Annotated in this window: 26 protein-coding genes; 9 read left to right on the top strand and 17 right to left on the bottom strand. The window is 71.6% G+C overall.

From position 1 onward, the window contains the following. Nucleotides 1–71 precede the first annotated feature (71 nt). Nucleotides 72–1,349: a thymidine phosphorylase gene (locus ACZ4VW_RS03065; RefSeq protein ID WP_467957782.1), complete on the top strand. Its 1,278-nt coding sequence runs from the start codon at nucleotides 72–74 to the stop codon at nucleotides 1,347–1,349. Here the strand turns inward: ACZ4VW_RS03065 and ACZ4VW_RS03060 are convergent, their stop codons facing one another. Continuing rightward, nucleotides 1,350–2,459, bottom strand: coding sequence for a HEAT repeat domain-containing protein (locus ACZ4VW_RS03060; RefSeq protein ID WP_467957780.1), 1,110 nt, complete (start codon nucleotides 2,457–2,459; stop codon nucleotides 1,350–1,352). Continuing rightward, nucleotides 2,456–3,115 carry an HAD family hydrolase gene (locus ACZ4VW_RS03055; RefSeq protein WP_467957778.1) on the bottom strand — a complete coding sequence of 220 codons (660 nt, stop codon included), beginning with the start codon at nucleotides 3,113–3,115 and terminating at the stop codon, nucleotides 2,456–2,458. The genes ACZ4VW_RS03060 and ACZ4VW_RS03055 overlap by 4 nt, the downstream gene beginning before the upstream one ends. A gap of 118 nt (nucleotides 3,116–3,233) precedes the next feature. Here ACZ4VW_RS03055 and ACZ4VW_RS03050 point away from each other — a divergent pair, with 118 nt between their 5' ends. Next, complete coding sequence (locus tag ACZ4VW_RS03050; RefSeq protein WP_467957776.1) at nucleotides 3,234–3,503, top strand: STAS domain-containing protein; 270 nt, start codon at nucleotides 3,234–3,236, stop codon at nucleotides 3,501–3,503. An 18-nt stretch (nucleotides 3,504–3,521) separates the two neighbouring features. Here ACZ4VW_RS03050 and ACZ4VW_RS03045 read toward each other — a convergent pair whose 3' ends face one another. The 3 genes from ACZ4VW_RS03045 to ACZ4VW_RS03035 all read right to left on the bottom strand — a co-directional run bounded on the left by ACZ4VW_RS03045 (nucleotide 3,522) and on the right by ACZ4VW_RS03035 (nucleotide 6,632). Beyond that, the gene (locus ACZ4VW_RS03045) at nucleotides 3,522–4,502 is read right to left on the bottom strand and encodes a sigma-70 family RNA polymerase sigma factor (protein WP_467957774.1); all 981 of its coding nucleotides are present in this window, start codon (nucleotides 4,500–4,502) and stop codon (nucleotides 3,522–3,524) included. An 82-nt stretch (nucleotides 4,503–4,584) separates the two neighbouring features. Then, complete coding sequence (locus tag ACZ4VW_RS03040; protein WP_467958159.1) at nucleotides 4,585–5,232, bottom strand: L,D-transpeptidase family protein; 648 nt, start codon at nucleotides 5,230–5,232, stop codon at nucleotides 4,585–4,587. Nucleotides 5,233–5,357: 125 nt separating this feature from the next. Next, entirely contained in the window at nucleotides 5,358–6,632 is a 1,275-nt protein-coding gene (locus ACZ4VW_RS03035; protein WP_467957772.1) for an MFS transporter, read from the bottom strand. Nucleotides 6,633–6,694: 62 nt separating this feature from the next. On the opposite strand from ACZ4VW_RS03035, the gene ACZ4VW_RS03030 reads away from it, so the two are divergent. The 4 genes from ACZ4VW_RS03030 to ACZ4VW_RS03015 all read left to right on the top strand — a co-directional run bounded on the left by ACZ4VW_RS03030 (nucleotide 6,695) and on the right by ACZ4VW_RS03015 (nucleotide 10,690). Continuing rightward, nucleotides 6,695–7,648 (top strand): LysR family transcriptional regulator, encoded by a 954-nt coding sequence (locus tag ACZ4VW_RS03030; RefSeq protein WP_467957770.1) that lies wholly within the window; start codon nucleotides 6,695–6,697, stop codon nucleotides 7,646–7,648. Between the two features lie 205 nt (nucleotides 7,649–7,853). Further along, nucleotides 7,854–8,909: a polyprenyl synthetase family protein gene (locus ACZ4VW_RS03025; RefSeq protein WP_467957768.1), complete on the top strand. Its 1,056-nt coding sequence runs from the start codon at nucleotides 7,854–7,856 to the stop codon at nucleotides 8,907–8,909. A 198-nt stretch (nucleotides 8,910–9,107) separates the two neighbouring features. Then, entirely contained in the window at nucleotides 9,108–9,908 is an 801-nt protein-coding gene (locus tag ACZ4VW_RS03020) for an ABC transporter ATP-binding protein (protein ID WP_467957767.1), read from the top strand. Then, entirely contained in the window at nucleotides 9,905–10,690 is a 786-nt protein-coding gene (locus tag ACZ4VW_RS03015) for an ABC transporter permease (RefSeq protein WP_467957765.1), read from the top strand. The genes ACZ4VW_RS03020 and ACZ4VW_RS03015 overlap by 4 nt, the downstream gene beginning before the upstream one ends. 91 nt (nucleotides 10,691–10,781) lie before the next feature. Here ACZ4VW_RS03015 and ACZ4VW_RS03010 read toward each other — a convergent pair whose 3' ends face one another. The 3 genes from ACZ4VW_RS03010 to ACZ4VW_RS03000 all read right to left on the bottom strand — a co-directional run bounded on the left by ACZ4VW_RS03010 (nucleotide 10,782) and on the right by ACZ4VW_RS03000 (nucleotide 13,214). Further along, nucleotides 10,782–11,015: a hypothetical protein gene (locus ACZ4VW_RS03010; protein ID WP_467957763.1), complete on the bottom strand. Its 234-nt coding sequence runs from the start codon at nucleotides 11,013–11,015 to the stop codon at nucleotides 10,782–10,784. 204 nt (nucleotides 11,016–11,219) lie between these two features. Next, the gene (locus ACZ4VW_RS03005) at nucleotides 11,220–12,296 is read right to left on the bottom strand and encodes a terpene synthase family protein (protein WP_467957761.1); all 1,077 of its coding nucleotides are present in this window, start codon (nucleotides 12,294–12,296) and stop codon (nucleotides 11,220–11,222) included. Nucleotides 12,297–12,434: 138 nt separating this feature from the next. Next, the gene (locus ACZ4VW_RS03000; protein ID WP_467957759.1) at nucleotides 12,435–13,214 is read right to left on the bottom strand and encodes an alpha/beta hydrolase; all 780 of its coding nucleotides are present in this window, start codon (nucleotides 13,212–13,214) and stop codon (nucleotides 12,435–12,437) included. A 115-nt stretch (nucleotides 13,215–13,329) separates the two neighbouring features. Here ACZ4VW_RS03000 and ACZ4VW_RS02995 point away from each other — a divergent pair, with 115 nt between their 5' ends. Both ACZ4VW_RS02995 and ACZ4VW_RS02990 read left to right on the top strand, forming a co-directional pair. Beyond that, on the top strand, nucleotides 13,330–14,484 hold the full coding sequence (locus ACZ4VW_RS02995; RefSeq protein ID WP_467957757.1) for an adenosine deaminase: 1,155 nt from the start codon (nucleotides 13,330–13,332) through the stop codon (nucleotides 14,482–14,484). Nucleotides 14,485–14,656: 172 nt separating this feature from the next. Next, nucleotides 14,657–15,010 carry a hypothetical protein gene (locus ACZ4VW_RS02990; protein WP_467957755.1) on the top strand — a complete coding sequence of 118 codons (354 nt, stop codon included), beginning with the start codon at nucleotides 14,657–14,659 and terminating at the stop codon, nucleotides 15,008–15,010. 76 nt (nucleotides 15,011–15,086) lie between these two features. On the opposite strand, the gene ACZ4VW_RS02985 is transcribed toward ACZ4VW_RS02990, so the two are convergent. The 5 genes from ACZ4VW_RS02985 to afsQ1 form a co-directional block, all read right to left on the bottom strand. Beyond that, nucleotides 15,087–15,287 carry a PspC domain-containing protein gene (locus tag ACZ4VW_RS02985; protein WP_467957753.1) on the bottom strand — a complete coding sequence of 67 codons (201 nt, stop codon included), beginning with the start codon at nucleotides 15,285–15,287 and terminating at the stop codon, nucleotides 15,087–15,089. Nucleotides 15,288–15,379: 92 nt separating this feature from the next. Next, nucleotides 15,380–15,961, bottom strand: a complete 582-nt coding sequence (locus ACZ4VW_RS02980; protein WP_467957752.1) for a VanZ family protein — start codon at nucleotides 15,959–15,961, stop codon at nucleotides 15,380–15,382. Between the two features lie 58 nt (nucleotides 15,962–16,019). Beyond that, nucleotides 16,020–16,610 carry a hypothetical protein gene (locus ACZ4VW_RS02975; RefSeq protein WP_467957750.1) on the bottom strand — a complete coding sequence of 197 codons (591 nt, stop codon included), beginning with the start codon at nucleotides 16,608–16,610 and terminating at the stop codon, nucleotides 16,020–16,022. Nucleotides 16,611–16,642: 32 nt separating this feature from the next. Continuing rightward, entirely contained in the window at nucleotides 16,643–18,187 is a 1,545-nt protein-coding gene (locus tag ACZ4VW_RS02970) for an ATP-binding protein (protein ID WP_467958157.1), read from the bottom strand. Between the two features lie 8 nt (nucleotides 18,188–18,195). Next, complete coding sequence (gene afsQ1 / locus ACZ4VW_RS02965; RefSeq protein WP_355105474.1) at nucleotides 18,196–18,873, bottom strand: two-component system response regulator AfsQ1; 678 nt, start codon at nucleotides 18,871–18,873, stop codon at nucleotides 18,196–18,198. A gap of 159 nt (nucleotides 18,874–19,032) precedes the next feature. Between afsQ1 and ACZ4VW_RS02960 the strand changes: the two genes are divergently transcribed. Beyond that, nucleotides 19,033–19,758 carry a SigE family RNA polymerase sigma factor gene (locus ACZ4VW_RS02960; RefSeq protein WP_467957748.1) on the top strand — a complete coding sequence of 242 codons (726 nt, stop codon included), beginning with the start codon at nucleotides 19,033–19,035 and terminating at the stop codon, nucleotides 19,756–19,758. Nucleotides 19,759–19,869: 111 nt separating this feature from the next. Here ACZ4VW_RS02960 and ACZ4VW_RS02955 read toward each other — a convergent pair whose 3' ends face one another. The 4 genes from ACZ4VW_RS02955 to deoC all read right to left on the bottom strand — a co-directional run bounded on the left by ACZ4VW_RS02955 (nucleotide 19,870) and on the right by deoC (nucleotide 24,027). Beyond that, nucleotides 19,870–20,499, bottom strand: a complete 630-nt coding sequence (locus tag ACZ4VW_RS02955; RefSeq protein WP_467957746.1) for an ATP-binding protein — start codon at nucleotides 20,497–20,499, stop codon at nucleotides 19,870–19,872. A gap of 249 nt (nucleotides 20,500–20,748) precedes the next feature. Further along, complete coding sequence (locus ACZ4VW_RS02950) at nucleotides 20,749–21,636, bottom strand: aldehyde dehydrogenase family protein (protein ID WP_467957744.1); 888 nt, start codon at nucleotides 21,634–21,636, stop codon at nucleotides 20,749–20,751. Continuing rightward, nucleotides 21,629–23,065 carry an aldehyde dehydrogenase family protein gene (locus ACZ4VW_RS02945; protein WP_467957742.1) on the bottom strand — a complete coding sequence of 479 codons (1,437 nt, stop codon included), beginning with the start codon at nucleotides 23,063–23,065 and terminating at the stop codon, nucleotides 21,629–21,631. The genes ACZ4VW_RS02950 and ACZ4VW_RS02945 overlap by 8 nt, the downstream gene beginning before the upstream one ends. Nucleotides 23,066–23,070: 5 nt before the next feature. After that, nucleotides 23,071–24,027, bottom strand: coding sequence for a deoxyribose-phosphate aldolase (deoC, locus tag ACZ4VW_RS02940; RefSeq protein WP_467957741.1), 957 nt, complete (start codon nucleotides 24,025–24,027; stop codon nucleotides 23,071–23,073). Between the last annotated feature and the right edge of the window lie 32 nt (nucleotides 24,028–24,059).

Below are 24,059 nucleotides of genomic sequence, written 5' to 3'. Positions count from 1 at the left end.
GCCCTTCCGGCACGATGGGAAGGGCCGCTCTCCCCTTCCCCCTCTATGCGCGTAGAAAGAGGCACCCACACATGGACGTCATCTCCGTCATCCGCACCAAGCGGGACAAGGGCGAGCTGAGCCCCGAGCAGATCGACTGGGTCATCGATGCCTACACCCGGGGCGAGGTCGCCGACGAGCAGATGTCGGCCCTGGCCATGGCGATCCTGCTCAACGGCATGAACCGCGCCGAGATCGCCCGCTGGACGGCGGCGATGATCGCGAGCGGCGAGCGCATGGACTTCTCGTCCCTCTCCCGCCCCACCTCCGACAAGCACTCCACCGGCGGCGTCGGCGACAAGATCACCCTGCCGCTCGCCCCGTTGGTCGCCGCCTGCGGCGCGGCGGTGCCGCAGCTGTCGGGCCGGGGCCTCGGCCACACCGGCGGCACGCTCGACAAGCTGGAGTCCATCCCCGGCTGGCGCGCGCTGCTCTCCAACGAGGAGATGCTGCACGTCCTCGACACGACCGGCGCGGTGATCTGCGCCGCGGGCGACGGGCTCGCCCCCGCCGACAAGAAGCTCTACGCCCTCCGGGACGTCACCGGCACGGTCGAGGCGATCCCGCTCATCGCCTCCTCGATCATGTCGAAGAAGATCGCCGAGGGCACCGGCTCGCTCGTCCTCGACGTCAAGGTCGGCACCGGCGCCTTCATGAAGAACCTCGCGGACGCGCAGGAGCTGGCCCACACGATGGTGGGACTCGGCACGGACAGCGGTGTGAAGACGGTCGCCCTGCTCACCGACATGTCGACTCCGCTGGGCCTCACGGCCGGCAACGCGCTGGAGGTCCGCGAGTCGGTCGAGGTCCTGGCGGGCGGCGGCCCGGCCGACGTCGTCGAGCTGACGATCGCGCTGGCCCGCGAGATGCTCGACGCGGCCGGCATCAAGGACGCGGACCCGGCGAAGGCCCTCGCGGACGGCTCGGCCATGGACGTCTGGCGCCGCATGATCGCGGCCCAGGGCGGCGACCCCGACGCGACCCTCCCGGTCGCCCGCGAGCAGCACGTCGTCACGGCCCCGTCCTCCGGCGTCCTCACCCGCCTCGACGCGTACGACATCGGCATCGCCGCCTGGCGTCTGGGCGCGGGCCGCGCCCGCAAGGAGGACCCGGTGCAGGCCGGCGCGGGCGTCGAGCTCCACGCCAAGCCGGGCGACACGGTGACGGCCGGGCAGCCGCTGCTGACCCTGCACACGGACACCCCGGAGAAGTTCGACTACGCCCTGAGGTCCCTGGACGGTTCCTGGGACATCGCGGCGGAGGGCACGGCGTTCACCCCCAAGCCGATCGTTCTCGACCGCATCGCCTGATCAGGCACCGCCCAGAGCCGCCCAGGCATCCCGCTCGTTCGGCAACCGCAGACCCCCCAGGGTGATCCTGCGGTTGCCGTTCGCCGGCGCCCACAGCCCGTCGCGGGCGGCGATCTCCCGTGCCAGGGCCCGCTGCTCGCCCGTCGGCTCCTGGGGCCAGCCGGCCGCGAAGCCCACCTCCAGATAGGGGCCCAGGTCAGGGCACGGGGCGACCTTGAAGGCGTACGGAAGCACCGCCGTCGCCGCCTCCTGGAGCCGGGCGAAGTCCCGCACCCGGCTGCACAGCACCGCGATCAGCGTCCACCGGGCCGGTTCACCCTCGAAGCGGGCCAGGGGGGACAGCTCGTCGAAGGCCGTCGGCGTACGGGCCATCGACAGCAACTCCGCGTGCGCCGCCGGGTCCTCGGCCAGCACGGGTGTCATCGCCGCCGCGCAGCGGACCAGCGGACTGGGGTCCGACAGGAACGGACCGGCCTCGCCACCCAGGCCGCCGAGGTCCATGACCAGCGAGGCCCGCTCCGCCACCGACTCGGCCGACCGCGCGAGGTCCGCCAGCCGGGGCAGGAGCCCGGGTGTACGGACGGCCGCCGCCGGATGGTTCAGCAGGCGGGCCGCCGTCGCCCACGCGAGGGCACGGACGCCCGGGTCCCGGTCGTCGAGGAACTCCGCCACCGGATCGAGGAGTTCGGGCAGCAGGTCCCAGCAGTCGAGCGCCGCCCCCGCGAGGACGAGAGAGCCCGTGTCGTCGTCGTCCGACCACATGTCGAGCTGGTCGTCCCCGTCCAGGGCCACGTACCGGGCGGTCCACTCCCCGGTCGGCGCCGCCGCCACCTCGCCCCGCAGTTTCTCCGCGTGCCCGCCCAGGTTCACCGCCGACGCCACGTCCCGTACGAAGGACAGCGCGAGCAGCGGCGCTTCCCGCAGCCGGCCCGCCACGATCCGCAGGACCGGCGGCGTCGCCGGCCAGACACCGCCCTGGTGCAGGATCGCGGACCACAGATGCTCGCGCGCGCCCTCCAGGGAGCCCCGCAGCACCTCCGCCGTGTCCGTCGCCACCCCGTAGGCGTGGAACAGCCGGTCCCACGCCACCTCCGCCTCGGACCCGCTCATCCCAGCGGCTCCCCGAGGAGCTTCGGCAGCTGCCGCATGTCGTCGAAGACCAGCGTCCGCGGGCCCATCAGCCGGTCCGCCCGCGTCAGACCCCCGCAGTAGCCGAAGGCGCGCATCCCGGCCGCCCGGGCCGCCGCCACTCCGTACGGGCTGTCCTCCACCACCGCGCACCGCTCCGGCGCCACGCCCATGCTCTCGGCCGCGTGCAGGAACAGGTCCGGCGCCGGCTTGCCCCTGGCCACGTCGCGCGCGCTGAACATCCGGCCCTCGAAGCGTTCCAGCAGGCCCGTGCGCGTCAGATTGCGGCGGATCGTGGCATGGCTGCCGTTCGACGCCAGACAGAACGGCACCTCAAGGGCGTCGAGCGCGTCCGTGACGCCCTCGACCACCGTCAGCTCCGCGTCCAGGGCCCGCTCGTAGACCGGCCGGTAGGGCAGGTGCCAGTCGGCCTCCAGCGGCCGCCCGAGCCGCTCCTCCAGGATCGCCGTGAGCACCTCGCTGGACGAACCGAGGAAGTGCTCGACGATCTCCGCCTCGGTGAACTCGGCGCCGAGCTCCGCGAAGACCTCCCGGTCGATACGGCAGTAGATCCGTTCGCTGTCCACCAGAACGCCGTCACAGTCGAAGATCACCAGTTCGACAGGCTCGTGCATCATGCGCGCAGCTTAGGGGGTGTCGTGTGGATCTTGCCGGGCTCCCGCCCGATCCGGCCGGATCCACAGGACTCCCCGACCGGGTCCGATGAGTTCCGGCCGTGGCGCGGGTCTCCTAGGTGTGGACACCAGTCAACCGCTCGTTCTGACCCTGGGCGCCCGGGCCACCCCGGACGAGGTCGCCCGCCTGTGCGCCGTGCTCGAAGGGGTGCCGCCCACCGAGGTCGTCTGCGAGATCGGCGCGCTCGCGCACGCCGATCTCGCCGCCGTCGACGCCCTCGCCAGGCTGCGGCTCGCCGCCGGGCGGCTCGGCCACCGCCTCACCTTCCGGGGAGCCGGGGCCGAGCTCCGGCTGCTCCTCGGACTCGTCGGCCTGAGCGACCTCGTATGACCGCGCCCCGGCGAACGCCTACGCCTCCAGCCGCTCCGGCAGGTCGAAGAGCGGGAACCACCGCTTGGTGTCCAGGAAGAAGTCCATGCCGCCGACCTTGCCGTCCCTCAGCTCCAGGACGATCAGCGCCCACGGGCTGTAACCGCCCTCCGGGTCCGGGTGGTAGTGCGCGAACGCCGGCGAGCCGTTCGCCACCGTCGGCACCAGCTTCGAACCGCGGCAGACGTCCCCGACGCCGAGCATCCAGCCCACGATGTCGTCGTGCCCCCGCAGCCACAGGTCGTACGGCGGCATGGACATCGTCGCGTCCTCGTGCAGGAGCGCCGTCAGCGCCTTCATGTCGTACCCCTCGAAGGCGGCGACATAGCGCTCCAGGAGCTCCTTCTGTTCCTCGTCGAGCGGGTCCGCGGCGTCCGAGGCCGCCGGTTCGTTCTCGGCGATCGTGGCGCGCGCCCGCTGGAGCGCGCTGTTGACCGAGGCGACCGTGGTGTCGAGCAGCTCGGCGACCTCGCTCGCCTTCCAGGCCAGCACCTCGCGCAGGATCAGCACGGCCCGCTGCTTGGGCGGCAGGTGCTGCAGCGCGGCGACGAACGCCAGGCGCACGGTCTCGCGGGACACGGCCGTCTCCGCCGGGTCGGCCACCGACGGCAGCACCCGCCCGTCCGGCACCGGCTCCAGCCAGGTGATCTCCGGCCGGGCGTTCAGCTGCGCCTGGGCGACCGGTGTCGCGGCGGTCAGATCCATCGGCCGGGCCCGCCGGTTGCCCGCGTTGAGGGAGTCGAGGCAGACGTTGGTCGCGATGCGGTACAGCCAGGAACGCAGCGACGAGCGCCCCTCGAAGGAGTCGAGGGACCGCCAGGCGCGCACCATCGTGTCCTGCACGGCGTCCTCGGCCTCGAACGAGGAGCCGAGCATCCGATAGCAGTAGCCGGTCAACTCGGTGCGGTACTTCTCCAGTTGAGAGTTCCGGTCATCGGTAGCGGTCGCCAGGTCACTCATGCAGGTCCACCCCACTCGCCCCTCACCGGCACCGGTTCTGTGCCGATGAGGGGAAGCTACCGCAGCCCACTGACAGCCGGGGTCAGGTTCCCGGCTTCCGCCCGTAGACGTACACGTCGTCGCCGTTCCTGAGCAGGTTCCAGTACGCCTTGGCGTCGGCCGGACGCATATTGACGCAGCCCCCCGAACCCGGCGGGTTCCACATGGACTTGGTGGTGGAGTGGAAGGCCTGCCCGCCGTCGAAGAACTGCGCGTACGGCATGGACACGTGGTAGATCGTCGACCAGTGGTTGATGTTCCGCCAGTAGATCCTCTTGGCGCCGGTCCGGGTCTCCGTCCCGTCCTTGCCCGTGCGGACGGGCACCGGGCCGTACTTCAGCCGCGAGCCGTCCTGGATCCAGCTCAGCTGGCGGGTCAGGTCGACGCAGGCGATCCGCCCCTTGTTCGTCGGGCAGGCCCCGGCCCTGTTCGGGTTCGTGCCGGCCGCCCGCTGCGCCAGCATCGTGGACATCGTCCGCCAGGTCAGCGGGCCGGCGTACCCCTGCGTCGGGGTGATGCCGTGCGTCCGCTGGAACGCCTGGATCGCCCGGCAGTCGGCGAGCGACTGCCGCCCGTCCACCGCCCGCCCCAGGAACTTCTCCACCTGCTTCTGGTACGGCCCCGTCGTCACGTTGCACGAGGCCGCCTGCGCCGGCGCCGCCCCGAGCGCCACCGTCAACGGCACCACCATGGAGGTGATGCCGAGGACGATCCCGGCCCGCCTTCGTATCCCGTTCATGATCACCAACTCCCCCTCGAGTCCTATGACTCAGGACGACCGGGGGAGCGGTTCGGTTGTACGGATCCGGGACGGATTCAGTGCGCCGTGCGGAGCCGGGGGCGCCGCGCCTCGCCGCGCGCCGCGACCCGCGCGCTGTGGCTGCCGTAGAGGGTGATCGACATGACGCCGAGCACCGCGACCAGACCCAGCAGGACCGTGCCGGCCCAGCCGCCCGAGTGGAAGGCGATCGCGCCGAGCGTGCCGCCGGCGCTGCTGCCCAGGTAGTACGCCGACTGGTAGAGCGCCGACGCCTGCGCGCGGCCGGTCGTGGCGGTACGGCTCACCGAGGAGGAGGCGACTGCGTGCCCGGCGAAGAAGCCCGCCGTGATCAGGACCAGGCCCAGCAGCACGGCGGCGAGCACGTCGGCCAGGGAGAGCAGCAGACCGGCCGCGGTCGTGCCGACGGCCAGGTAGAGCGCGCCGCGTCGGCCGAGCCGGCCGACCAGCTTCCCGGCCGCGGCCGAGGAGACCGTACCGACGAGGTAGACCAGGAAGATCGAGCCGATCACACCCTGCGGGAGCGAGAACGGGGCCTCGACCAGGCGGTACCCGATCACCGTGTAGACCGCGCCGAACACCGTCATGAACAGCGCGCCGATCGCGTACAGGCGCATCAGCAGCGGGTCGGCGAGGTGGGTGCGGACCGCCGTGGCCAGCGCCTTCGGGCTCAGCGAACCGGGCGTGAAATGACGGGCCCCGGGAAGCAGGACGCGGAAGACGACCGCGCAGGCCACCGCCATCAGGCCGACCGCGAGGAGCCCCGCGCGCCAGCCCCACATCTGCGCCGCCCAGCCGGTGACGATCCGGCCGCTCATGCCGCCGATCGAGTTGCCCGCGACGAACAGGCCGATCGCGGCGATCAGCGCCCTCGGCCGCACCTCCTCGGCGAGGAACGCCATGGCGGAGGCGGGCAGGCCCGCGAGCGCCGCGCCCTGGACCGCCCGCAGGGCGATCAGCCATTCCAGGTTCGGGGCGAAGGGGACGAGCAGTCCGACGACGACCGCGACGGCGAGCGAGGCGGTCATCATCGTGCGCCGGCCGAAGCGCTCGGAGAGGGCGCTCAGCGGGAGGACGAGGAGGGCGAGGGCGCCGGTCGCGGCGGAGACCGTCCAGGAGGCCGCGGAGGCGCTCGCTCCGAACTCCGCGGAGATCGCGGGGAGGAGGGCCTGGGTGGAGTAGAGGAGCGCGAAGGCGGCGAGTCCGGCGGCGAAGAGGGCGAAGCTCATGCGGCGGTGGCCGGGGGCGCCGGGGGCGAGGCGGGTGTCGGCGGCCGTGCTGGTGGCGGCCGCCTTGGTACTGGCGGAAGGCATGTCTCGAACGTAGGCCGATCCGGTTCATGCGTCCAATGCACGGAACTGCTGTAATCGTTCCCATGGTGCATGAGTACAGGTCACAGAGTCGGCTGTCACCGGGTAGTTACGAAGAAGACATGGGACTGCTGCTCGCGCCCCGGCTCGCGTACTTCGCGGCGGTCGCCCGGCACGAGCATGTGACCCGGGCGGCGGCCGAGATGGGGGTCCCGCAGTCGACCCTGTCGCGGGCCATGGTCCGGCTGGAACAGGACCTCGGGGTCGCGCTGTTCGCCCGCAAGGGGCGCACCGTCTCGCTCACGCCGGCCGGCCGCACGTTCTACGCCTCCGCCGAGCGGGCGCTGGCGGAGGTGGAGCGCGCGGCGGACTCCGTACGGGCGGACGCCGACCCGACGGCGGGCCGGGTGGCGTTCGGGTTCCTGCACACCATGGGCTCCGAGACCGTGCCCGGGCTGATCCGCGCCTTCCGTGTGGACCACCCCCGCGTCCGCTTCACCCTCGTCCAGAACTACGGCGAGGCGATGATCGAGCGCCTGCGGGCGGGCGACCTGGACCTGTGTCTCACCTCGCCCGTGCCCGACGCGCCCGACCTGGTCGCCCGCCGCATCGACGAGCAGCGGCTGCGGCTGGTGGTGCCCGACGACCACCGGCTCGCCTCGCGCAAGCGGGTCCGGCTCGCGGAGGCGGCGGACGAGACGTTCGTGACCCTGGAGCCCGGCTACGGGCTGCGCCGCATCACCGACGACCTGTGCGCCGAGGCCGGGTTCAAGCCCAGGGTCGCCTTCGAGGGCGAGGAGGCCGAGACGCTGCGCGGCCTGGTCGCGGCCGGTCTGGGCGTCGCCCTGCTGCCCCCGCCGGCCGTCCCGCGCCCGGGCGTCGTCGAGCTCAATGTGACGGCCCCCCGCGCCGTCCGGGAGATCGGCGTCGCCTGGCTCGACGGTCATCCGGACACGGCGCCGGTGGCCGCCTTCAAGAAGTTCCTGCTGAGCAAACGGGGAAATCTGTTGCCGGAGTGAACATGTGTGAATTTCCCGTACGGTCTTCGGCCGGTTTCTGCGGACGAGGGCGAAGATAATGCAGTTGGTCCGGTGAGGTGGTCTTTTCCCGGGGCCCGGTGAATGCAACGTTTCTGCATTCCCGGTGGCACTTAGCTGGAGTGTGAAATCGCAAGCAATTGGTCGCTCGTCCGCGCGAGGGCGAGCGGTTCGTCCGGGAGGTGCTGTGTCGGGGTTGACCGCGGTGGGATGGGAGTCGGCCGTCTCGCCGTCTTCGCTGTTCGGCTGGGCCCGCGATCTGGTGGCCCCGGCCCTGCGCGCGGCCGTCGCCGGCCTGCCGGAGCCGGAGCGCCGGATGACGGGTTACCACCGGGGCTGGCACGAGGCCGACGGAAACGGCCCGGCCGGCGAGGCGCCGGAGGGAGGCAAGGCGGTTCGCCCGGCGCTGGCGCTGCTCGGGGCGCGGGCGGTCGGCGGCTCCGCGGAGTGCGCGGTGCCGGCCGCCGTGGCCGTGGAGCTGGTGCACGACTTCTCGCTCCTGCACGACGACGTGATCGACAAGGACTGCCTGCGCAGGCACCGCCCCGCCGTGTGGGCCGTCTACGGCACCGGCGCCGCGGTGCTCGCCGGTGACGCGCTGCTCGTCGTCGCGTTGCGGACGCTCTTCGACGTGCCGGGGCCGCGCGGCGAGGCGGCGGTCCGGGAGCTGGTCGCGGTCCTCGGCGACCTGATGCGGGGGCAGAGCCAGGACGTCGCCTTCGAGAAGGCCGAGTCGGTGGAGACGGCGGACTACCTGGCGATGGCGGAGGGGAAGACGGGAGCCCTCATGGGCGGCGCCTGCGCGCTGGGCGGCCTGCTGGCGGGAGCCGACGCGGAGCGGGTCGCGGGCCTGCGGGACTTCGGGCGGTGCCTGGGCGTCGCGTTCCAGTGCGTGGACGACCTGCTGGGCATCTGGGGCGCCAGTGAGCGCAGCGGCAAACCGGTGGGCGCGGATCTCGCGGCGCGCAAGAAGTCCCTGCCCGTGGTGGCGGCCCTGTCGACGACCGGGGAGGCGGGGAGGAGGCTCGCCGCCCTCTACGGCGGTACGCGGCCCCTGGACGAGGCGGACGTCGCGCTCGCGGCGACGCTCATCGAGGAGGCCGGCGGGCGCGAGCGGACCGAGCAGGAGGCGAAGCGTCAACTGACGGGAGCCTTCCGGGCGCTGTCACGTGCCCAGCCCGCTCCGGAGGTGTACCGGCAGCTCCAGGACGTGGCGCTGCTGCTCACCCGGCGCGACCACTGACCACGCCCCTGACCGCGACCCCGGGAAGGCCGTAACCTGCGGCCGTCCCGGCGGGTTCTGCATTCCGGCGGGCCGTGATTCTTCCGCTTTCCGGGCCGACTATCTGAAGACAGTGGTTTTGTGAGGCAGAGCGATATTCACATGAGGAGTCGGCGCATTCCCGGCCCGTCGGCGGTGAGTGTGTACGGACTGCACGTCATGCGCGGCCGTCACGCCATTCTGACGGACATCAGTTTCACCGTTCCGCGGGGCTCGATCGTCGGGCTCCTCGGGCCGAGCGGCTGCGGGAAGACGACGCTTCTGCGGGCGGTCGTGGGGATCCAGCCGTGCACCGCCGGACACGTACAGGTGTTGGGCATGCCCGCCGGGGTCCGCGCCCTCAGCTCACGGGTGGGGTACGTGACCCAGGCGCCCTCGGTCTATCCCGACCTGACCGTGCTGGAGAACCTGCGGTACTTCTCGGCCGCCCTGGGGCTGCGGGGCTGGCGCCGGGAGAACGCGGTCGTGCGCGTGGTGAAGGAGGTTGACCTGGCGGAGTACGCGGACAAACCCGTCGCCCGTCTGTCGGGCGGACAGTACTCCCGCGTCTCCCTCGCCGTCGCCCTGCTGGGCACCCCCGCTCTGCTGGTCATGGACGAACCCACCGTCGGGCTCGACCCCATGGTCCGGCGCGAGTTGTGGCTGGTCTTCAAACGCCTCGCGCAGGAGGGCACCACGTTGCTCGTCTCCAGCCACGTCATGGACGAGGCCGACCGCTGCGACCGGCTGCTGCTGATGAGGGCCGGCCGGCTCCTCGCCTCGGCCGGACGGGCGGAACTGCTCGCGCACACCGGGTGCCAGAGCGTGGAGGAGGCCTTCATGCACCTCGTCCGGTCGTCCCAGACCCTGGAGGAGGAAGAGGAGCACCTCCTCCCCGGCAGGGTGCCGGGACCCCTGCTCACCGACGACCCGCTGCCGGACCCGGACCTGCCGTACTTCGCAACGGAAGCCCGCTCATGACCTTCGCCGGCGAACCCTCCTCGGAGGTGCGCTGCTTCGGCCGCGCTCTGCCGTTCACGCCCAGCATCACCGCCGCCACGGCCCAGCGGGTCCTCCAGCAGATCTCCCGGGACCGCGGCAGCACCGCGCTGATGCTCGCCATCCCGTGCATGCTCATGGTCCTGCTCAAGCTGATGTTCCACGACGCGGAGGCGTCCTTCGAGCGCATCGGACCCCAGGTCTTCGGGATCTTCCCCGTCATCGTCATGTACCTGGTCGCGTCGGTCTCCACCCTGCGCGAACGCACCTCCGGCACGGCCGAGAGGCTGCTGACCCTCCCGGTGCAGCGGCTCGACATCGTCTTCGGCTACAGCCTGGCGTTCGCCTTCCTCGCGCTCGTCCAGGCGGTCCTGTCGACCTTGCTGTCCGTCGGTCCGCTGGGCCTGGACATCAAGGGCCCGGCCTATCTCCTCATGATCATCGCCATGCTCGGGGCGCTGCTCGGGCTGGCCCTCGGCCTCCTCGTGAGCGCCTTCGCACGCAACGAGTTCCAGGCCGTGCAGTTCCTCCCCGCGGGCGTCCTGCCACAGTTCCTGGTGTGCGGACTGTTCGTGCCGCGGGCGGAGATGCACGGGTTCCTCGACGGCCTCGCCCAGCTCATGCCCATGACGTACGCGGTGCAGGCCGCCACCGAGGCCGCCTCCCACGAGGGCGTCACCGGCGTCTTCGTGCGCGACGCCGCCCTCATCCTGCTCTGTGTCGTCGTGGTCCTCGTCGCGAGCGCCGCCACCCTCAAGAGATGACGGCGGACGGGGCGCGGACCCGTCCCGGACAGCCCGATGGGGTGCGGCGTCGCCGCACCCCATCGGGCTGTCCCGCGTGCCGAGGCGGTCGCTAGCCCCGGTTCGACGTGCCCCAGGAGAAGCCGGCCCCGAAGTGTCCGTTGCGCGGGATCTCGAAGGGGCCGAAGTGCAGCGGCTGCTCACCCCGCCCACCGAAGCCGCCGTACGGACCGTCGGCGGTCACGGCCGGCGCGGCGGCGGCGGCGTACGCCGAGGGCCCGACACCCGCCACGACGATCGCGACGGACAGGACGGACACCGCGGCGGCGCGGCGAATGAACGACATGAGAACTCCTTGGAATCAGAGGGGAAGGACTGCGATCAGCCTATCGATATTCCGTTGTGCAGCCCGGTGGAAAATGCCGTGATTCCCTCAAAAGGGTCCGCATGCAATATCACATGAACAGCCGGATTGCCGTTCACATTCCTTCTGGTGAAAGCGCGCCAGGATTTCGGGGATTTATGGCTGTACGAAAAGCGTGTCGTTTCCTCACGCCAGATCCCTGTCCCACCACCAGGCCACGGTCGGTGCCCCGGGCAGCGGCTCGGGCGTGGCGTCCGACGGCTCCTCCGCCCAGGCGAGCGGCGCCGCCTCCATCGGATCGGGTACGCGGCCCAGGCTGACGTAACGGGGAACCTGGAGCCCCCACTCGGCGTTGCCGCGAATGCCGTGGCGCAGGCCCTGGAGGTAACTCGCCAGCTCGACGCCGGCCGTGGGCCGCACCCGGTCGTACAGCGCCATGAAGCGGGTCAGGACCCGGTCCCTGATCCGGTTCGCCTCCTCCACCGCCTCGGCGAGCGCCATCCCCCGATGGTGCGTGAGCACGCTGTAGATGTTCTGGTCGGTGTGCCCCCGGCTCATCTCCTTGCGCAGGGAGTGGCGGTCGTTGTCCAGCGCGGCGACGAGGATCGCCATCTCCGTCAGGGCGCGCACGGCGGGCCGGTCCATCTCGTCGCCCGGCACCTCGAGCCCCGTGGCCAGCTCCAGCATCGCGAACGTCGGCTCCCCGCCGGCTGCCAGCAGCCGCATGGCCACGAACTCGTCGAGGTCCGGCATCCTGCCGCTCGCCTGGTTGCCGATCTGCCAGGCGACCCCGGACAGCCAGGCCCGGTGAGCCACCAGGAAGCGGCGGACCTGCGTCGGCGTTCCGAAGGAACGGAAGCGCCCGACGATGTCCTGCAGGGGGCGGACGTAACGCTCCCCGTGCTCGTCGGCCGACGGCGCCTCGGCCGCCCGCTGGATGAGCCCGGCCAGCACGTTGAATTCGGCCGGCCGGCTGCTCAGCGGCCCGTTGTCGCACCGCGCGTCGTCGAAGGCGAAGCCGAAGTAGACCCACAAGGAGGTCGCCAGCAGTCGCTCGTCCTCCGCCACCGGCGCGAAACGGGCGAAGAAATCCGTACTGTGCGTGGCCACGACCCAGGCCGTCTCCCGCTCGGTCACGCACATCCCGCTGTCGCGCACCCATTGCTCCGCCTGGGCCTCGATCCGGCGGGAACGAGGGTGGAGGGCGGATTCCAACGGGCAGTAGATCAGCGGAAAATCTGCTTCCTGGGCGTGCGTGCGCATGGATGACCTCGAAGGGTGTGGGGAAAGCGGTGCCCCCATGCTTCAGGAATTGCCCCCGGTCGCTCCTGTGGGGCGCGAGCGATTCCCCCGGGATCCTTCAAAAAGGCCAAGGATGATCACGCGTTGACGCCGGGCCGGCTATCGGCGCCGGGAAGCGCGGCCGAAGCCCGCCGCCAGGGGCATCCGCAGGCCGAGGGGCGGCGGGGCCGCGAGGGCGTCGGCGACCGGGCGGGCGTAGGCGCGGGTGAAGAGCGAGCCCAGGACGAAGTCGGCGGCGAGCGCGAGGACCTCGTCGTGGTACTGCCGCAGCGCGTGGCCGTCGGAGTGGACCTCGAAGCGGCACGTGTCGCGGTTCGACTTCTTCGCCCGTTCCGCGAGCCGGTACGACAGCTCGGGATCCGTCCGGGCGTCGTTGGTGCCGTGCACGATCAGCACCCGGCGCCCCACCAGTTGGCGTACCGGCTCCGGCTTCGCCGCCACGTCGTCCTCCGGGAGCCACGGCGCCAGGGCCAGCACCGCGTCGACCGCCGTGTGCCCGGCCGCCCGTAGCGCGGCCCGCCCGCCCATCCCGTGGCCCGCCAGGCAGACCGGCACATCGCCGTAGCGCCGTACCGCCTCCGTGACCGCCCAGGACGCGTCCGCGGCCAGCTGGGCGTCCGCGCCGTTCCAGCCGCGCCCCCGGTAGCGCACCATGTGCACCACGAGGCCGTCCTCCCGCCCGGCCGCGGCCAGTCGCCGCCCCAGCGGCAGCAGCGCCGCGTGGGCCCGTACGGAGGCGCCCCGCGCGGAGGTCGCCTCCCCGTTCGGGAGGAGCAGGACCACACCGCCCACCGCCGTACCGGGGTGCGATGCGCCGACGGACCGTCCGAGCCGGGGTGTCCGGCCGCCGGCAGTCCCGAGGAGTGCGGAGTGCGCCATGGCAGAACAGTCTCAGAAGCCGAGGTGTACGCCATCCGTACGCGCGGTCACTGTTACGTATCGACAAGCGAGTTGAGGAGGGGCGCTCTACGCGCGTAGGCGTTAGAGTGCCGAAATGACGAGCCAGATCCCCAACGTCCCCACCGCGGACCAGATCCGCCGCGCCCCGAAGGTGCTCCTCCACGACCACCTCGACGGCGGACTGCGCCCCGGCACGATCATCGACCTCGCCCGCGCCCAGGGCTACGACAACCTCCCCGAGACCGAGCCGGGCAAGCTCGGCATCTGGTTCCAGGAGGCCGCCGACTCCGGCTCGCTGGAGCGCTATCTGGAGACCTTCGCGCACACCTGCGCCGTCATGCAGACCCGCGAGGCCCTGGTCCGGGTCGCCGCGGAGTGCGCGGTCGACCTCGCCGAGGACGGCGTCGTCTACGCGGAGGTGCGGTACGCCCCCGAGCAGCATCTGGAGGCCGGGCTGACCCTGGAGGAGGTCGTGGAGGCCGTCAACGAGGGCTTCCGCGAGGGCGAGCGGCAGGCCAGGGCCGCCGGCCACCGCATCCGCGTCGGCGCGCTGCTGACCGCCATGCGGCACGCCGCCCGTGCCCTGGAGATCGCCGAACTGGCCAACCGCTACCGGGACTCCGGCGTCGTCGGCTTCGACATCGCCGGCGCCGAGGCCGGTTACCCGCCCACCCGCCACCTCGACGCCTTCGAGTACCTCAAGCGGGAGAACAACCACTTCACCATCCACGCCGGCGAGGCATTCGGCCTGCCGTCCATCTGGCAGGCCCTGCAGTGGTGCGGCGCCGACCGGCTCGGGCACGGCGTGCGCATCATCGACGACATCGAGGTCGCCGAGGACGGCTCGGTGACGCTCGGCCGGCTGGCCGCGTACGTCCGGGACAAGCGCATCCCGCTGGAGATGTGCCCGACGTCGAACCTCCAGACCGGGGCGGCCGCCTCCATCGCCGAGCACCCCATCGGGCTGCTCCGCCGGCTGCATTTCCGGACCACGGTCAACACCGACAACCGCCTCATGAGCGGGACGAGCATGAGCCGCGAATTCGAGCTGCTGGTCGAGGCTTTCGATTACACGCTCGACGACATGGCGTGGTTCACCGTCAATGCGATGAAATCAGCGTTCATTCCTTTCGATGAACGCCTCGCGATGATCAATGACGTCATCAAGCCCGGATATGCCGAGCTGAAGTCCGAATGGCTGTTCCAGCAGACCTCTGTGACCAGCGATTCTTCACGTCGGGCGGACTGACGGCGGGGATCGGGACGAGCGGTGCGGCGGTCGGGAGACACACTTCCGACCGCCTTTCGGTGTTTGCGGGAGCGTCTTCTGATGGCTAGCTTGCAGAGCTGCTTTGCATCCCCGAATTCTCTGCTTTCCCCGAAGCTCCATGATCCCCAAGATCCTCAAGGATGATTTTCTGATGAAGCAGTCTGCCGCCAAGACGCTCGGTGTCGCCGCTCTCGGTGCCGCTTTCGCCGCTGCCGCCGCCGGCACGGCCGCCGCCGCCCCGGCCGCGCCCGCCGTCCCGGACGCGCTCGGCCTGGTCACCCAGACCGTGCCGCTGGGTGACGGTCTCACCGAGCTCCCCGACGGCGCCGCCGAGTCCCTCCTGGGCGGCGAGGCCGCCGTCGACCAGGGCGTCAAGACCCTGCCCGCCGCCGCCGGCGCGGCCGTGGAGCACGCCCCGCTCGACGGTGCCACCGGCGCCCTCGGCGGCACCCCGCTCGGCGGCCTGCTCGGCGGCCTGCCGCTGAACGGCCTGCCGCTCGGCTGATCACGCCCCCACGCGCCGATGGGGCGCGCACCCGAACCCGGGTGCGCGCCCCATCGGCGTGCGTACGTCTCCGCGTCTACCAGGCCGTACTCGCCGGCTTCTCCGTGGGAAGCAGCATCCACAGCGCCAGGTACAGCAGGAACTGCGGGCCGGGCAGCAGGCAGGAGACGAGGAAGATGACCCGCATGGTGGTGGCCGAGGTGCCGAAGCGCCGTGCCAGCGCTGCGCACACTCCGCCGATCATGCGGCCCTCACGGGGGCGGACAAGTGCGGCCATGGTGGGCTCCTTCGAAGCGGTGTCTCCGGGACCCGCTCATCGGGCTCCCTGATGACTCCATGCTCGCCCGTCACCGGGGACAAAGCGTCGGTCTACGGGGCGATCCCGACCCTGGGAATCGTCGGGGTAGGCCCCTGAGAACCCTCGTCCCGCAGCAGTGTGGAACCCCTGCCCCGGCTGGTCCCCGAGGAGGACCGGCCCGGCCGGGGGTCCCTCCCGCGGCGCAGCCGCGCCCGGCCGGCGGGCACGAGGAGCAGATGGGCCAGGGCGACCCCGGCGGTGTTCAGGAGCAGCGAGTCCACGTCCACCACCTGCCCGGGCACGGCGGTCTGCAGCAGTTCGACGGCGAGGGACACCAGCGCCCCGGCGGCGACCGTACGGGCCAGGGACGCCCACGGCGACACATGGAGCCGGCCGTCGGCCATCGGGAGCAGGACACCGAGCGGGGCCAGGAGCAGCAGCCTCTCGCCGATCCGCTGGACCGCCTCGACCGGGCCGAGCACCAGATCGGCCCTGATCCCGGCCAGGGGCGTCAGGTTCGGCGCCGTCACCCAGGCCACGTCGCGTGGGCGGAGCGTCACCCAGGCGACGAGGAGCAGATGCGCGAGGAGGAGGACGAACCCCGCCACGCGGACGACCACGGCGGCACTGCCGCCCGAACCTTGACGCTGCACGCCCCCCAAGACGCGCCCCGTGCCGGAATCGGTTCCGCCGCTCGCGCGACGGCTCGGTTCAGGAGGCGGACGGTTCCGGCGCGGCCACCGTGGGAGCCACCGACTCGGGGCGCTCCCGCAACTCGGCCGTGCACCGGTAGCGGTGCGGCGGGTAGCCGCCGGGACCGCCGAGCACCACCGTGTCGCCGCCCGCACCGGCCGCGCTGCGCGCGAAGGTGCAGACGATCTGCGCGAGGGCGGTCGGCGTCAGGTCCTCCGGCTGTCTGCTCAGCCGCAGCGCGTCCGAGGGATCGCCCTTGTGGCCCCGGGTGACGACCAGGGGACCCTTCACGGCCGTGGAGAACCCGGCCTCCCGCTCGCTGCCCGACGGCTCGCTCTGCAACTGCGCGAGCAGGGCCGACGCGGTCCGCACCGGGTCCCCTCCGACCTTCTCCTCGGGCAGCGGCGACTTGCGGTCCACCGCCTCCAGCTGCGAACCGCACACCAGGAACACCCGGACCGGCATGCCCGTGCTCTGTGTGGCGACCTGGTCGTCCGACACGCTGCACGGCACCCGCGAAGGCGCCGGGCCCGCGTCCACGGGGACGGACGTCGTCCTGATCCCGCATCCGGAGGCGAGCGCGGCCACCACGAGGGCCGACGCCAGCACCCCCGTACGTACTCCCGTACGGCGAAGCCGTCTCAACGCTCCTCCACCTCGCCCTGTTCGCCGCCGTCCGTCGCACCCGCGCCGGCTCCGACACCGGCGTCCGGATCGGCATCGGGGTCGGCGACGGCGTCGGGGTCCTGCGGAAGGCGCAGCACGAACACCGCGCCGTCACCGTCCGGCGAGTTCGCCGCGGTGATCGAACCGCCGTGGATCAGCGCGTTCTCCATCGCGATCGACAGCCCCAGACCACTGCCCTCCGAACGGGGCCGCGACGCGCTCGCCTTGTAGAACCGGTCGAAGACGTGCGGCAGGACCTCCTCCGGGATACCCGGGCCGTGGTCCCGTACCTCGATCACCAGCTCGTGGCCCTCCGTACGGATCGCCACCCGCACCGGCGACCCGCCGTGCTTGAGCGCGTTGCCGATGAGGTTCGCCAGGATCACGTCGAGCCGGCGCGGATCGAGCCGCGCCATCATCCCGCGCTCGGCGTCCAGCTCCACGGCGTCCAGCCAGGCCCGGGCGTCGATGCACGCGGTGACCTGGTCGGCCACGTCCACGTCGTCCAGGACGAGCCGCGCGGTGCCCGCGTCGAAGCGGGTCACCTCCATCAGGTTCTCCACGAGGTCGTTCAGCCGCCGCGTCTCGCTCACGACGAGCGCCACGGCCGGCGCGATCATCGGGTCGAGGGAGTCCTGCTCGTCCTCCAGGACCTCCGTGACGGCCGTCAGCGCGGTCAGGGGAGTGCGCAGCTCGTGCGACATGTCGGCGACGAAGCGCCGGCTGGACTCCTCCCGCGCGCTCATGTCGTCGACCTTCTTCTGCAAGGACTCGGCCGCACTGTTGAACGTCCGTGAGAGATCGGCCAGTTCGTCCGTGCCCGAGACCCGCAGGCGGGTGTCGAGCTTCCCCTCGCCCAGCTGCCGGGCCGCCTCGCCGAGCCGGTGCACCGGCCGCAGGACGGTCGTGGCGGCGGCCTGCGCGAGCAGCGCGGAACCCACCAGCGCGAGCAGGGTCGCGATCCCCAGGGACCAGGCCAGCGAGTTCAGATCCGCCCGCTCGGCCTCCAGCGACTTGAACATGTAGCCGGTCGGCCCACCGCCGTCGATCTTCGTCCCGCCGACCAGGAACGGCGTCCGGCCGCGCTCCGTACGCTGCCAGAACAGGTGGTACGGATGGGCGTTGCCCTCCGTGACCGGCCGCTCCGTGTCCACGGCCACCCGCAGCGCGGCCGGCACGTCCGCCAGCGTGAAGGTGTCAGGGTCCGAGGCCCCGATGATCGGCTTGCCCGCCTCCCGTTCACCGAGCAGCAGCACGCTGTAGCCGGAGCTGCCGCCCGCCATCTGCTCGGCCGTGCGCCGCAGCTCCTCCTCGGTGGGGTGCAGGGGCAGCGCCGCGGCCCGGTTCTGCATCTCCTGCCGGAAGTCGTTCAGCGCGCCGTCCTGGGTCCGGGTCAGGACCGCCTCACGGTTCAGCCAGTACGCGATCCCGGAGGCCGACACGGCGGCCGTGAGCGCGACCAGGGCGAAGACCACGACCAGCCGCAGTCGCAGGCTGGTGAAGCGCAGCCCCGAGAACATTCCTCGTCTCACGCAGGGACGTCCAGCCGGTAGCCGACTCCGCGTACGGTACGGATCAGGGTCGGCGAGGAGGGCACGTCCTCCACCTTGGCGCGCAGCCGCTGGACACAGGCGTCGACCAGCCGCGAGTCGCCCAGGTAGTCGTGCTCCCACACCAGCCGCAGCAACTGCTGCCGGGACAGGGCCTGTCCGGGCCGCCGGCTCAGCTCGAGGAGCAGCCGCAGCTCGGTCGGCGTGAGCTGCAGATCCTCCCCGTTCTTCGTCACCGTCATCGCCGAACGGTCGATCACGAGCGAGCCGAACGTCGCCGAGTCGGTGGACTCGCGCTCCCCGCGGCGCAGTACGGCCCGGATCCGGGCGTCGAGCACCCGCCCCTGGACCGGCTTCACGACGTAGTCGTCGGCTCCCGACTCCAGTCCGACGACCACATCGATGTCGTCGCTGCGCGCGGTCAGCAGGATGATCGGCAGCTGGTCGGTGCGCCGGATGCGCCGGCACACCTCGAAACCGTCGATCCCGGGCAGCATGACGTCCAGGACGATCAGGTCCGGACGCTGCTCGCGGAGCAGTTTCAGGCCGTCCTCTCCCGTCGCCGCGGTGGCCACTCGGTGGCCCTGGCGTGACAGGGAGAGCTCGAGGGCCGTGCGGATGGCGTCGTCGTCCTCGATCAGCAACAGGAAAGGCACGGACGCCATTCTGTCCCATGCGGCAACGGAGTACGACTGTGCGGGGGGACCGGCCCCTGTGACACGCCTGTGACAGTCGGCGGACACCGCGATGAAGTGGGCCGGGCAAGCTTCTTGGCACACGGACAGAAACCCACTCCAACCGACGGGGGGCGCGAGATGAACGCACTGCACAGCACCACCTCGAGCGCAGTAGTCACGCGTCTCCACGATGTCGTCGTTCGGAGCCCGGAGAAGTCCGGCGCGGTGAACGGGCGGGGGTGCGTTCGCAGCGTCGGGCGTCAGCACAAGGCGCCGTACATGGTGGCCGTGGCTGACGGGGGAGCGGCGTACGGGGAGGTCAAGGGGGAGCGGCAGTCGGGGTCCGAGGCGGAGTTCACCGCCTACGTCGCCGAGCGCCGTGCCTCCCTGTACGCCACCGCCTACCACCTGACCGGTGACCGCTTCGAGGCGGAGGACCTGCTCCAGAGCGCGCTGTTCTCGACGTACCGCGCCTGGGACCGGATCAGCGACAAGGCGGCGGTGGGCGGCTACCTGCGCCGCACCATGACGAACCTGCACATCAGCGCCTGGCGCCGGCGCAAGCTCAACGAGTACCCGACCGAGGAGCTGCCGGAGACGGCGGGCGACACGGACGCGATGCGCGGCACCGAACTGCGCGCGGTCCTCTGGCAGGCGCTGGCCCGTCTGCCCGAGCTCCAGCGCACGATGCTGGTGCTGCGCTACTACGAGGGCCGTACGGATCCGGAGATCGCGGAGATCCTGGACATCAGTGTCGGCACGGTGAAGTCGAGCATCTGGCGCTCCCTGCGCCGGCTGCGCGAGGACGAGGTCCTCAGCTTCGGCCGTGACGAGGAGGAGTCCTTCGGCGAGCTGGTGGCCTGAGGCTGGGGGGCAACGGGGGAAACACGGGGGACCGTACGGGGGGTACGGGGGAAAAGGCGCGGGTCGGACAAGCCGGGGGGGCTTGTACGGCCCGCGTCGTGCTTCCCCGGGTCAGCGCCCCACCGGCGCCCGGTGGCGGCCCGCGGCGGCCGCCGCGAGGCGGCCCAGGGCCTCCTGCTTGGCGCACGGGTGGGCGCCCAACTCCGTCTGGCGGGCCACGATGGAGCGCTCGGCGCGCATCAGGCGCCAGCCCCGGCGGATCAGGAACGGCACCGACTTGCGGCCCTCCCTGAGATCGCGCAGGAGCCGGCGGCGGAACGTGGTCGAGGGGCGGCCGCGCAGACACAGCGCGTCGGCGAGCACGCCCAGCTCCCGGCAGCGCTCGACGATCTCCGCCGCGAAGATCCCCTCCGCCACGAACAGCGGCGTCCGCCCGATGTCCAGGGTGTCGTGGTCCACGCGCGCGCTGGTGGCGAGGTCGTACACGGGGATGGCGGTGCGTCCCGTGCGGCACAGTTCGGCGATCGCGGCGACGGCGGCGTCCGCGTCCCAGGAGAGCGGGGAGTCCCAGTCGATGTCGGCGCTGCCCGCGACGAGCGGGAGCGTCGGGTCGTCGCCCTCCTTGTAGAAGTCGTCGAGGCGCAGCACCGGGAGGCCGGCGAGGGCGGCGAGGGACGACTTGCCGGAGCCGGAGGGGCCCGCGAGCAGGACGACACGGGTCGGGATCGGTAGGGAACTCACGGGACACCAGTGTGAACCATTCCCGCGGGCGGGAGGCCCCCGAGGGACGGGGTGGTATCGAGCGTCACACCGGAACTACGTCTGGTGCCTCCCGGATCACCCTGCGTCGCGGGCATCTGCCGACGTGGCACAGCGACCCAGGACCGCCCGGCGCACGGCGGTGGAGCCGGTGGAGCGGGACCGAGTCCCGCTCCACCGGCTTCCCGAAGAGCCCGCCCGGCCCGCGCGCGGACGGGCTCCGGACATCCGCTAGTACGCCGAGCCGGACGCGCCGAGCGAACCCGTCGGGTGCCAGACCGTCTTGGTCTCCAGGAAGGCCGTCATCCGCTCCGTGCCCGGGGCCTCGGTGAAGTCCACCGAGCGCGGGCGCAGGACGCGCTTGAGGTTGTCCGCCGCCGCGATCTCCAGCTCGCGCGCCAGATCCTCGTCGGCGCCCGTCAGGTCGATCGCGTTGACGTCCTGGTGGGCCGCCAGGTGCGGGCCCATCTCCGCGGCCTTGCCGGAGAGGATGTTGACGACGCCGCCCGGCAGGTCGGAGGTGGCCAGCACCTCGCCCAGGGACAGGGCCGGCAGCGGGGCCTTCTCCGAAGCGATCACCACGGCCGTGTTGCCGGTCGCGATCACCGGGGCGATCACCGACACCAGGCCGAGGAACGACGACTCCTGGGGCGCCACGACCGTGACGACACCGGTCGGCTCCGGGGTGGAGAGGTTGAAGAACGGGCCCGCGACCGGGTTCGCCCCGCCCACGATCTGGCCGATCTTGTCGGTCCACCCGGCGTACCAGACCCAGCGGTCGACGGCCGCCTCGACGACCTCGGCCGCTTTGGACTTGGACAGGCCCTCCGCGTGCGCCACCTCGTGCACGAACTGGCTCCTGCGGCCCTCCAGCATCTCGGCGACGCGGTAGAGGATCTGGCCGCGGTTGTACGCCGTGGCCCCCGACCAGCCGCCGAACGCCTTGCGCGCGGCGACGACCGCGTCACGGGCGTCCTTGCGGGAGGAGAGCGGTGCGTTCGCCAGCCACTTGCCCTTGTGGTCCTGCACTTCGTACACCCGGCCGCTTTCGGAGCGGGGGAACTTGCCCCCGACGTACAGCTTGTAGGTCTTGAGGACACTGAGTCGCGCGTCAGACATCGAGGTAGGCCTCCAGACCGTGGCGGCCACCCTCGCGGCCGAAGCCCGACTCCTTGTAGCCGCCGAAGGGCGAGGTCGGGTCGAACTTGTTGAACGTGTTGGCCCAGACGACACCGGCCCGGAGCTTGTTGGCCACGGCGAGAATCCGCGAGCCCTTCTCCGTCCAGATGCCCGCCGACAGGCCGTACTGGCTGTTGTTGGCCTTGGCGACCGCCTCGTCCGGCGTGCGGAACGTCAGCACGGACAGCACCGGGCCGAAGATCTCGTCGCGGGCGACCGTGTGCGCCTGGGTGACGTTCGTGAAGAGCGTCGGCGCGAACCAGTAACCGGCGGACGGGAGCTCGCAGGCCGGGGACCAGCGCTCGGCGCCCTCCGCCTCGCCCTTCTCCACCAGTGCGTTGATACGGGACAGTTGCTCGGCCGAGTTGATGGCGCCGATGTCCGTGTTCTTGTCCAGCGGGTCGCCCAGACGCAGCGTCGACAGCCGGCGCTTGAGCGAGTCGAGCAGCTCGTCCTGGACGGACTCCTGGACCAGGAGGCGCGAGCCCGCGCAGCAGACCTGGCCCTGGTTGAAGAAGATGCCGTTGACGATGCCCTCGACGGCCTGGTCGATCGGCGCGTCGTCGAAGACGATGTTGGCGCCCTTGCCGCCCAGCTCCAGCGTGAGCTTCTTGCGCGTGCCCGCGACCGAGCGCGCGATGGACTTGCCGACCGCGGTCGAGCCGGTGAAGGCGACCTTGTTCACGTCCGGGTGCTCGACCAGCGCGGCACCCGTGTCCCCGTAACCGGGAAGGATGTTGACGACACCCCTGGGGAGCCCCGCCTGGCGGCAGATGTCCGCGAAGAACAGGGCGGAGAGCGGAGTCGTCTCGGCGGGCTTCAGGACGACCGTGTTGCCCGTCGCGAGCGCGGGGGCGATCTTCCACGCCAGCATGAGGAGCGGGAAGTTCCACGGGATGACCTGGCCCGCGACGCCCAGCGGGCGCGGGTTCGCGCCGTAGCCGGCGTGGTCGAGCTTGTCGGCCCAGCCCGCGTAGTAGAAGAAGTGCGCGGCGACCAGCGGGAGGTCCGCGTCGCGGGTCTCCTTGATCGGCTTGCCGTTGTCCAGCGTCTCCAGGACGGCCAGCTCGCGGCTGCGCTCCTGGATGATCCGGGCGATGCGGAAGAGGTACTTGGCGCGCTCGGAGCCGGGCAGCGACGACCACGTGCCGAACGCCTTGCGTGCCGCCTTCACCGCGCGGTCGACGTCCTCCGCGCCCGCCTGGGCGACCTCGGAGAGGACCTCCTCCGTGGCGGGGGAGACCGTCTTGAAGACCTTGCCGTCGGCCGCGTCGACGAACTCGCCGTCGATGAACAGGCCGTACGAGGGGGCGATGTCGACGACGGACCGCGACTCGGGCGCGGGTGCGTACTCGAATACAGATGCCATGTTGATCAGTCCACCGTCACGTAATCGGGGCCGGAGTAGCGGCCGGTCGCCAGCTTCTGACGCTGCATGAGCAGGTCGTTGAGCAGGCTGGAGGCGCCGAAGCGGAACCAGTGGTTGTCCAGCCAGTCCTCGCCGACGGTCTCGTTGACCAGGACCAGGAACTTGACGGCGTCCTTGGTGGTCCGGATGCCGCCCGCCGGCTTCACGCCGATCTGGACGCCGGTCTGCGCGCGGAAGTCGCGCACGGCCTCCAGCATCAGGAGCGTGTTGGCGGGGGTCGCGTTGACCGCGACCTTGCCGGTCGAGGTCTTGATGAAGTCCGCGCCCGCCATCATGCCGAGCCAGGAGGCACGCCGGATGTTGTCGTACGTGGACAGCTCGCCGGTCTCGAAGATGACCTTGAGGCGGGCCTCGCCGGAGGCCTCCTTCACGGCTCGGATCTCCTCGTAGACCTTCATGTAGTTCCCCGCGAGGAAGGCCCCGCGGTCGATCACCATGTCGATCTCGTCGGCGCCGGCGGCGACGGCGTCCCGGGTGTCGGCGAGCTTCACGGGGAGCGCGGCGCGGCCCGCCGGGAAGGCCGTGGCGACGGAGGCGACCTTGACGGCGGAGCCCCTCAGGACCTCCTTCGCCGTGGCCACCATGTCGGGGTAGACGCAGACCGCGGCGGTCGTCGGGGTCGTACGGTCGGTCGGATCGGGGTTGACGGCCTTGGCGGCGAGCGCCCGGACCTTGCCCGGGGTGTCCGCGCCTTCCAGCGTCGTCAGATCGATCATGGAGATGGCCAGGTCGATGGCGTAGGCCTTGGCCGTCGTCTTGATCGAGCGGGTGCCGAGGGACGCGGCGCGTGCTTCCAGGCCCACGGCGTCGACGCCGGGCAGCCCGTGGAGGAAGCGGCGCAGCGCACTCTCGGACGTGGTCACGTCGGCGAATGCAGGTGCTGCGGATGCAGTGGTGGGCATGGTCACCAGTCGAGCATATCTACGCGCGTAGC

Source organism: Streptomyces sp. NPDC029139, assembly GCF_055564335.1.
The sequence above is the reverse complement of the archived record's forward strand: the minus strand, read 5'-3'. Positions and strand labels throughout refer to the sequence as shown.

Bases quoted from the DNA above. Each gene is read 5' to 3' on its own strand.
- ACZ4VW_RS03065 (WP_467957782.1), top strand. From the start codon at position 72: ATGGACGTCATCTCCGTCATCCGCACCAAGCGGGACAAGGGCGAGCTG.
- ACZ4VW_RS03060 (WP_467957780.1), bottom strand. From the start codon at position 2,459: ATGAGCGGGTCCGAGGCGGAGGTGGCGTGGGACCGGCTGTTCCACGCC.
- ACZ4VW_RS03055 (WP_467957778.1), bottom strand. From the start codon at position 3,115: ATGATGCACGAGCCTGTCGAACTGGTGATCTTCGACTGTGACGGCGTT.
- ACZ4VW_RS03045 (WP_467957774.1), bottom strand. From the start codon at position 4,502: ATGAGTGACCTGGCGACCGCTACCGATGACCGGAACTCTCAACTGGAG.
- ACZ4VW_RS03040 (WP_467958159.1), bottom strand. From the start codon at position 5,232: ATGGTGGTGCCGTTGACGGTGGCGCTCGGGGCGGCGCCGGCGCAGGCG.
- ACZ4VW_RS03035 (WP_467957772.1), bottom strand. From the start codon at position 6,632: ATGCCTTCCGCCAGTACCAAGGCGGCCGCCACCAGCACGGCCGCCGAC.
- ACZ4VW_RS03030 (WP_467957770.1), top strand. From the start codon at position 6,695: ATGGTGCATGAGTACAGGTCACAGAGTCGGCTGTCACCGGGTAGTTAC.
- ACZ4VW_RS03020 (WP_467957767.1), top strand. From the start codon at position 9,108: ATGCGCGGCCGTCACGCCATTCTGACGGACATCAGTTTCACCGTTCCG.
- ACZ4VW_RS03015 (WP_467957765.1), top strand. From the start codon at position 9,905: ATGACCTTCGCCGGCGAACCCTCCTCGGAGGTGCGCTGCTTCGGCCGC.
- ACZ4VW_RS03010 (WP_467957763.1), bottom strand. From the start codon at position 11,015: ATGTCGTTCATTCGCCGCGCCGCCGCGGTGTCCGTCCTGTCCGTCGCG.
- ACZ4VW_RS03005 (WP_467957761.1), bottom strand. From the start codon at position 12,296: ATGCGCACGCACGCCCAGGAAGCAGATTTTCCGCTGATCTACTGCCCG.
- ACZ4VW_RS03000 (WP_467957759.1), bottom strand. From the start codon at position 13,214: ATGGCGCACTCCGCACTCCTCGGGACTGCCGGCGGCCGGACACCCCGG.
- ACZ4VW_RS02995 (WP_467957757.1), top strand. From the start codon at position 13,330: ATGACGAGCCAGATCCCCAACGTCCCCACCGCGGACCAGATCCGCCGC.
- ACZ4VW_RS02990 (WP_467957755.1), top strand. From the start codon at position 14,657: ATGAAGCAGTCTGCCGCCAAGACGCTCGGTGTCGCCGCTCTCGGTGCC.
- ACZ4VW_RS02985 (WP_467957753.1), bottom strand. From the start codon at position 15,287: ATGGCCGCACTTGTCCGCCCCCGTGAGGGCCGCATGATCGGCGGAGTG.
- ACZ4VW_RS02970 (WP_467958157.1), bottom strand. From the start codon at position 18,187: ATGTTCTCGGGGCTGCGCTTCACCAGCCTGCGACTGCGGCTGGTCGTG.
- ACZ4VW_RS02960 (WP_467957748.1), top strand. From the start codon at position 19,033: ATGAACGCACTGCACAGCACCACCTCGAGCGCAGTAGTCACGCGTCTC.
- ACZ4VW_RS02950 (WP_467957744.1), bottom strand. From the start codon at position 21,636: ATGTCTGACGCGCGACTCAGTGTCCTCAAGACCTACAAGCTGTACGTC.
- ACZ4VW_RS02945 (WP_467957742.1), bottom strand. From the start codon at position 23,065: ATGGCATCTGTATTCGAGTACGCACCCGCGCCCGAGTCGCGGTCCGTC.
- deoC (WP_467957741.1), bottom strand. From the start codon at position 24,027: ATGCCCACCACTGCATCCGCAGCACCTGCATTCGCCGACGTGACCACG.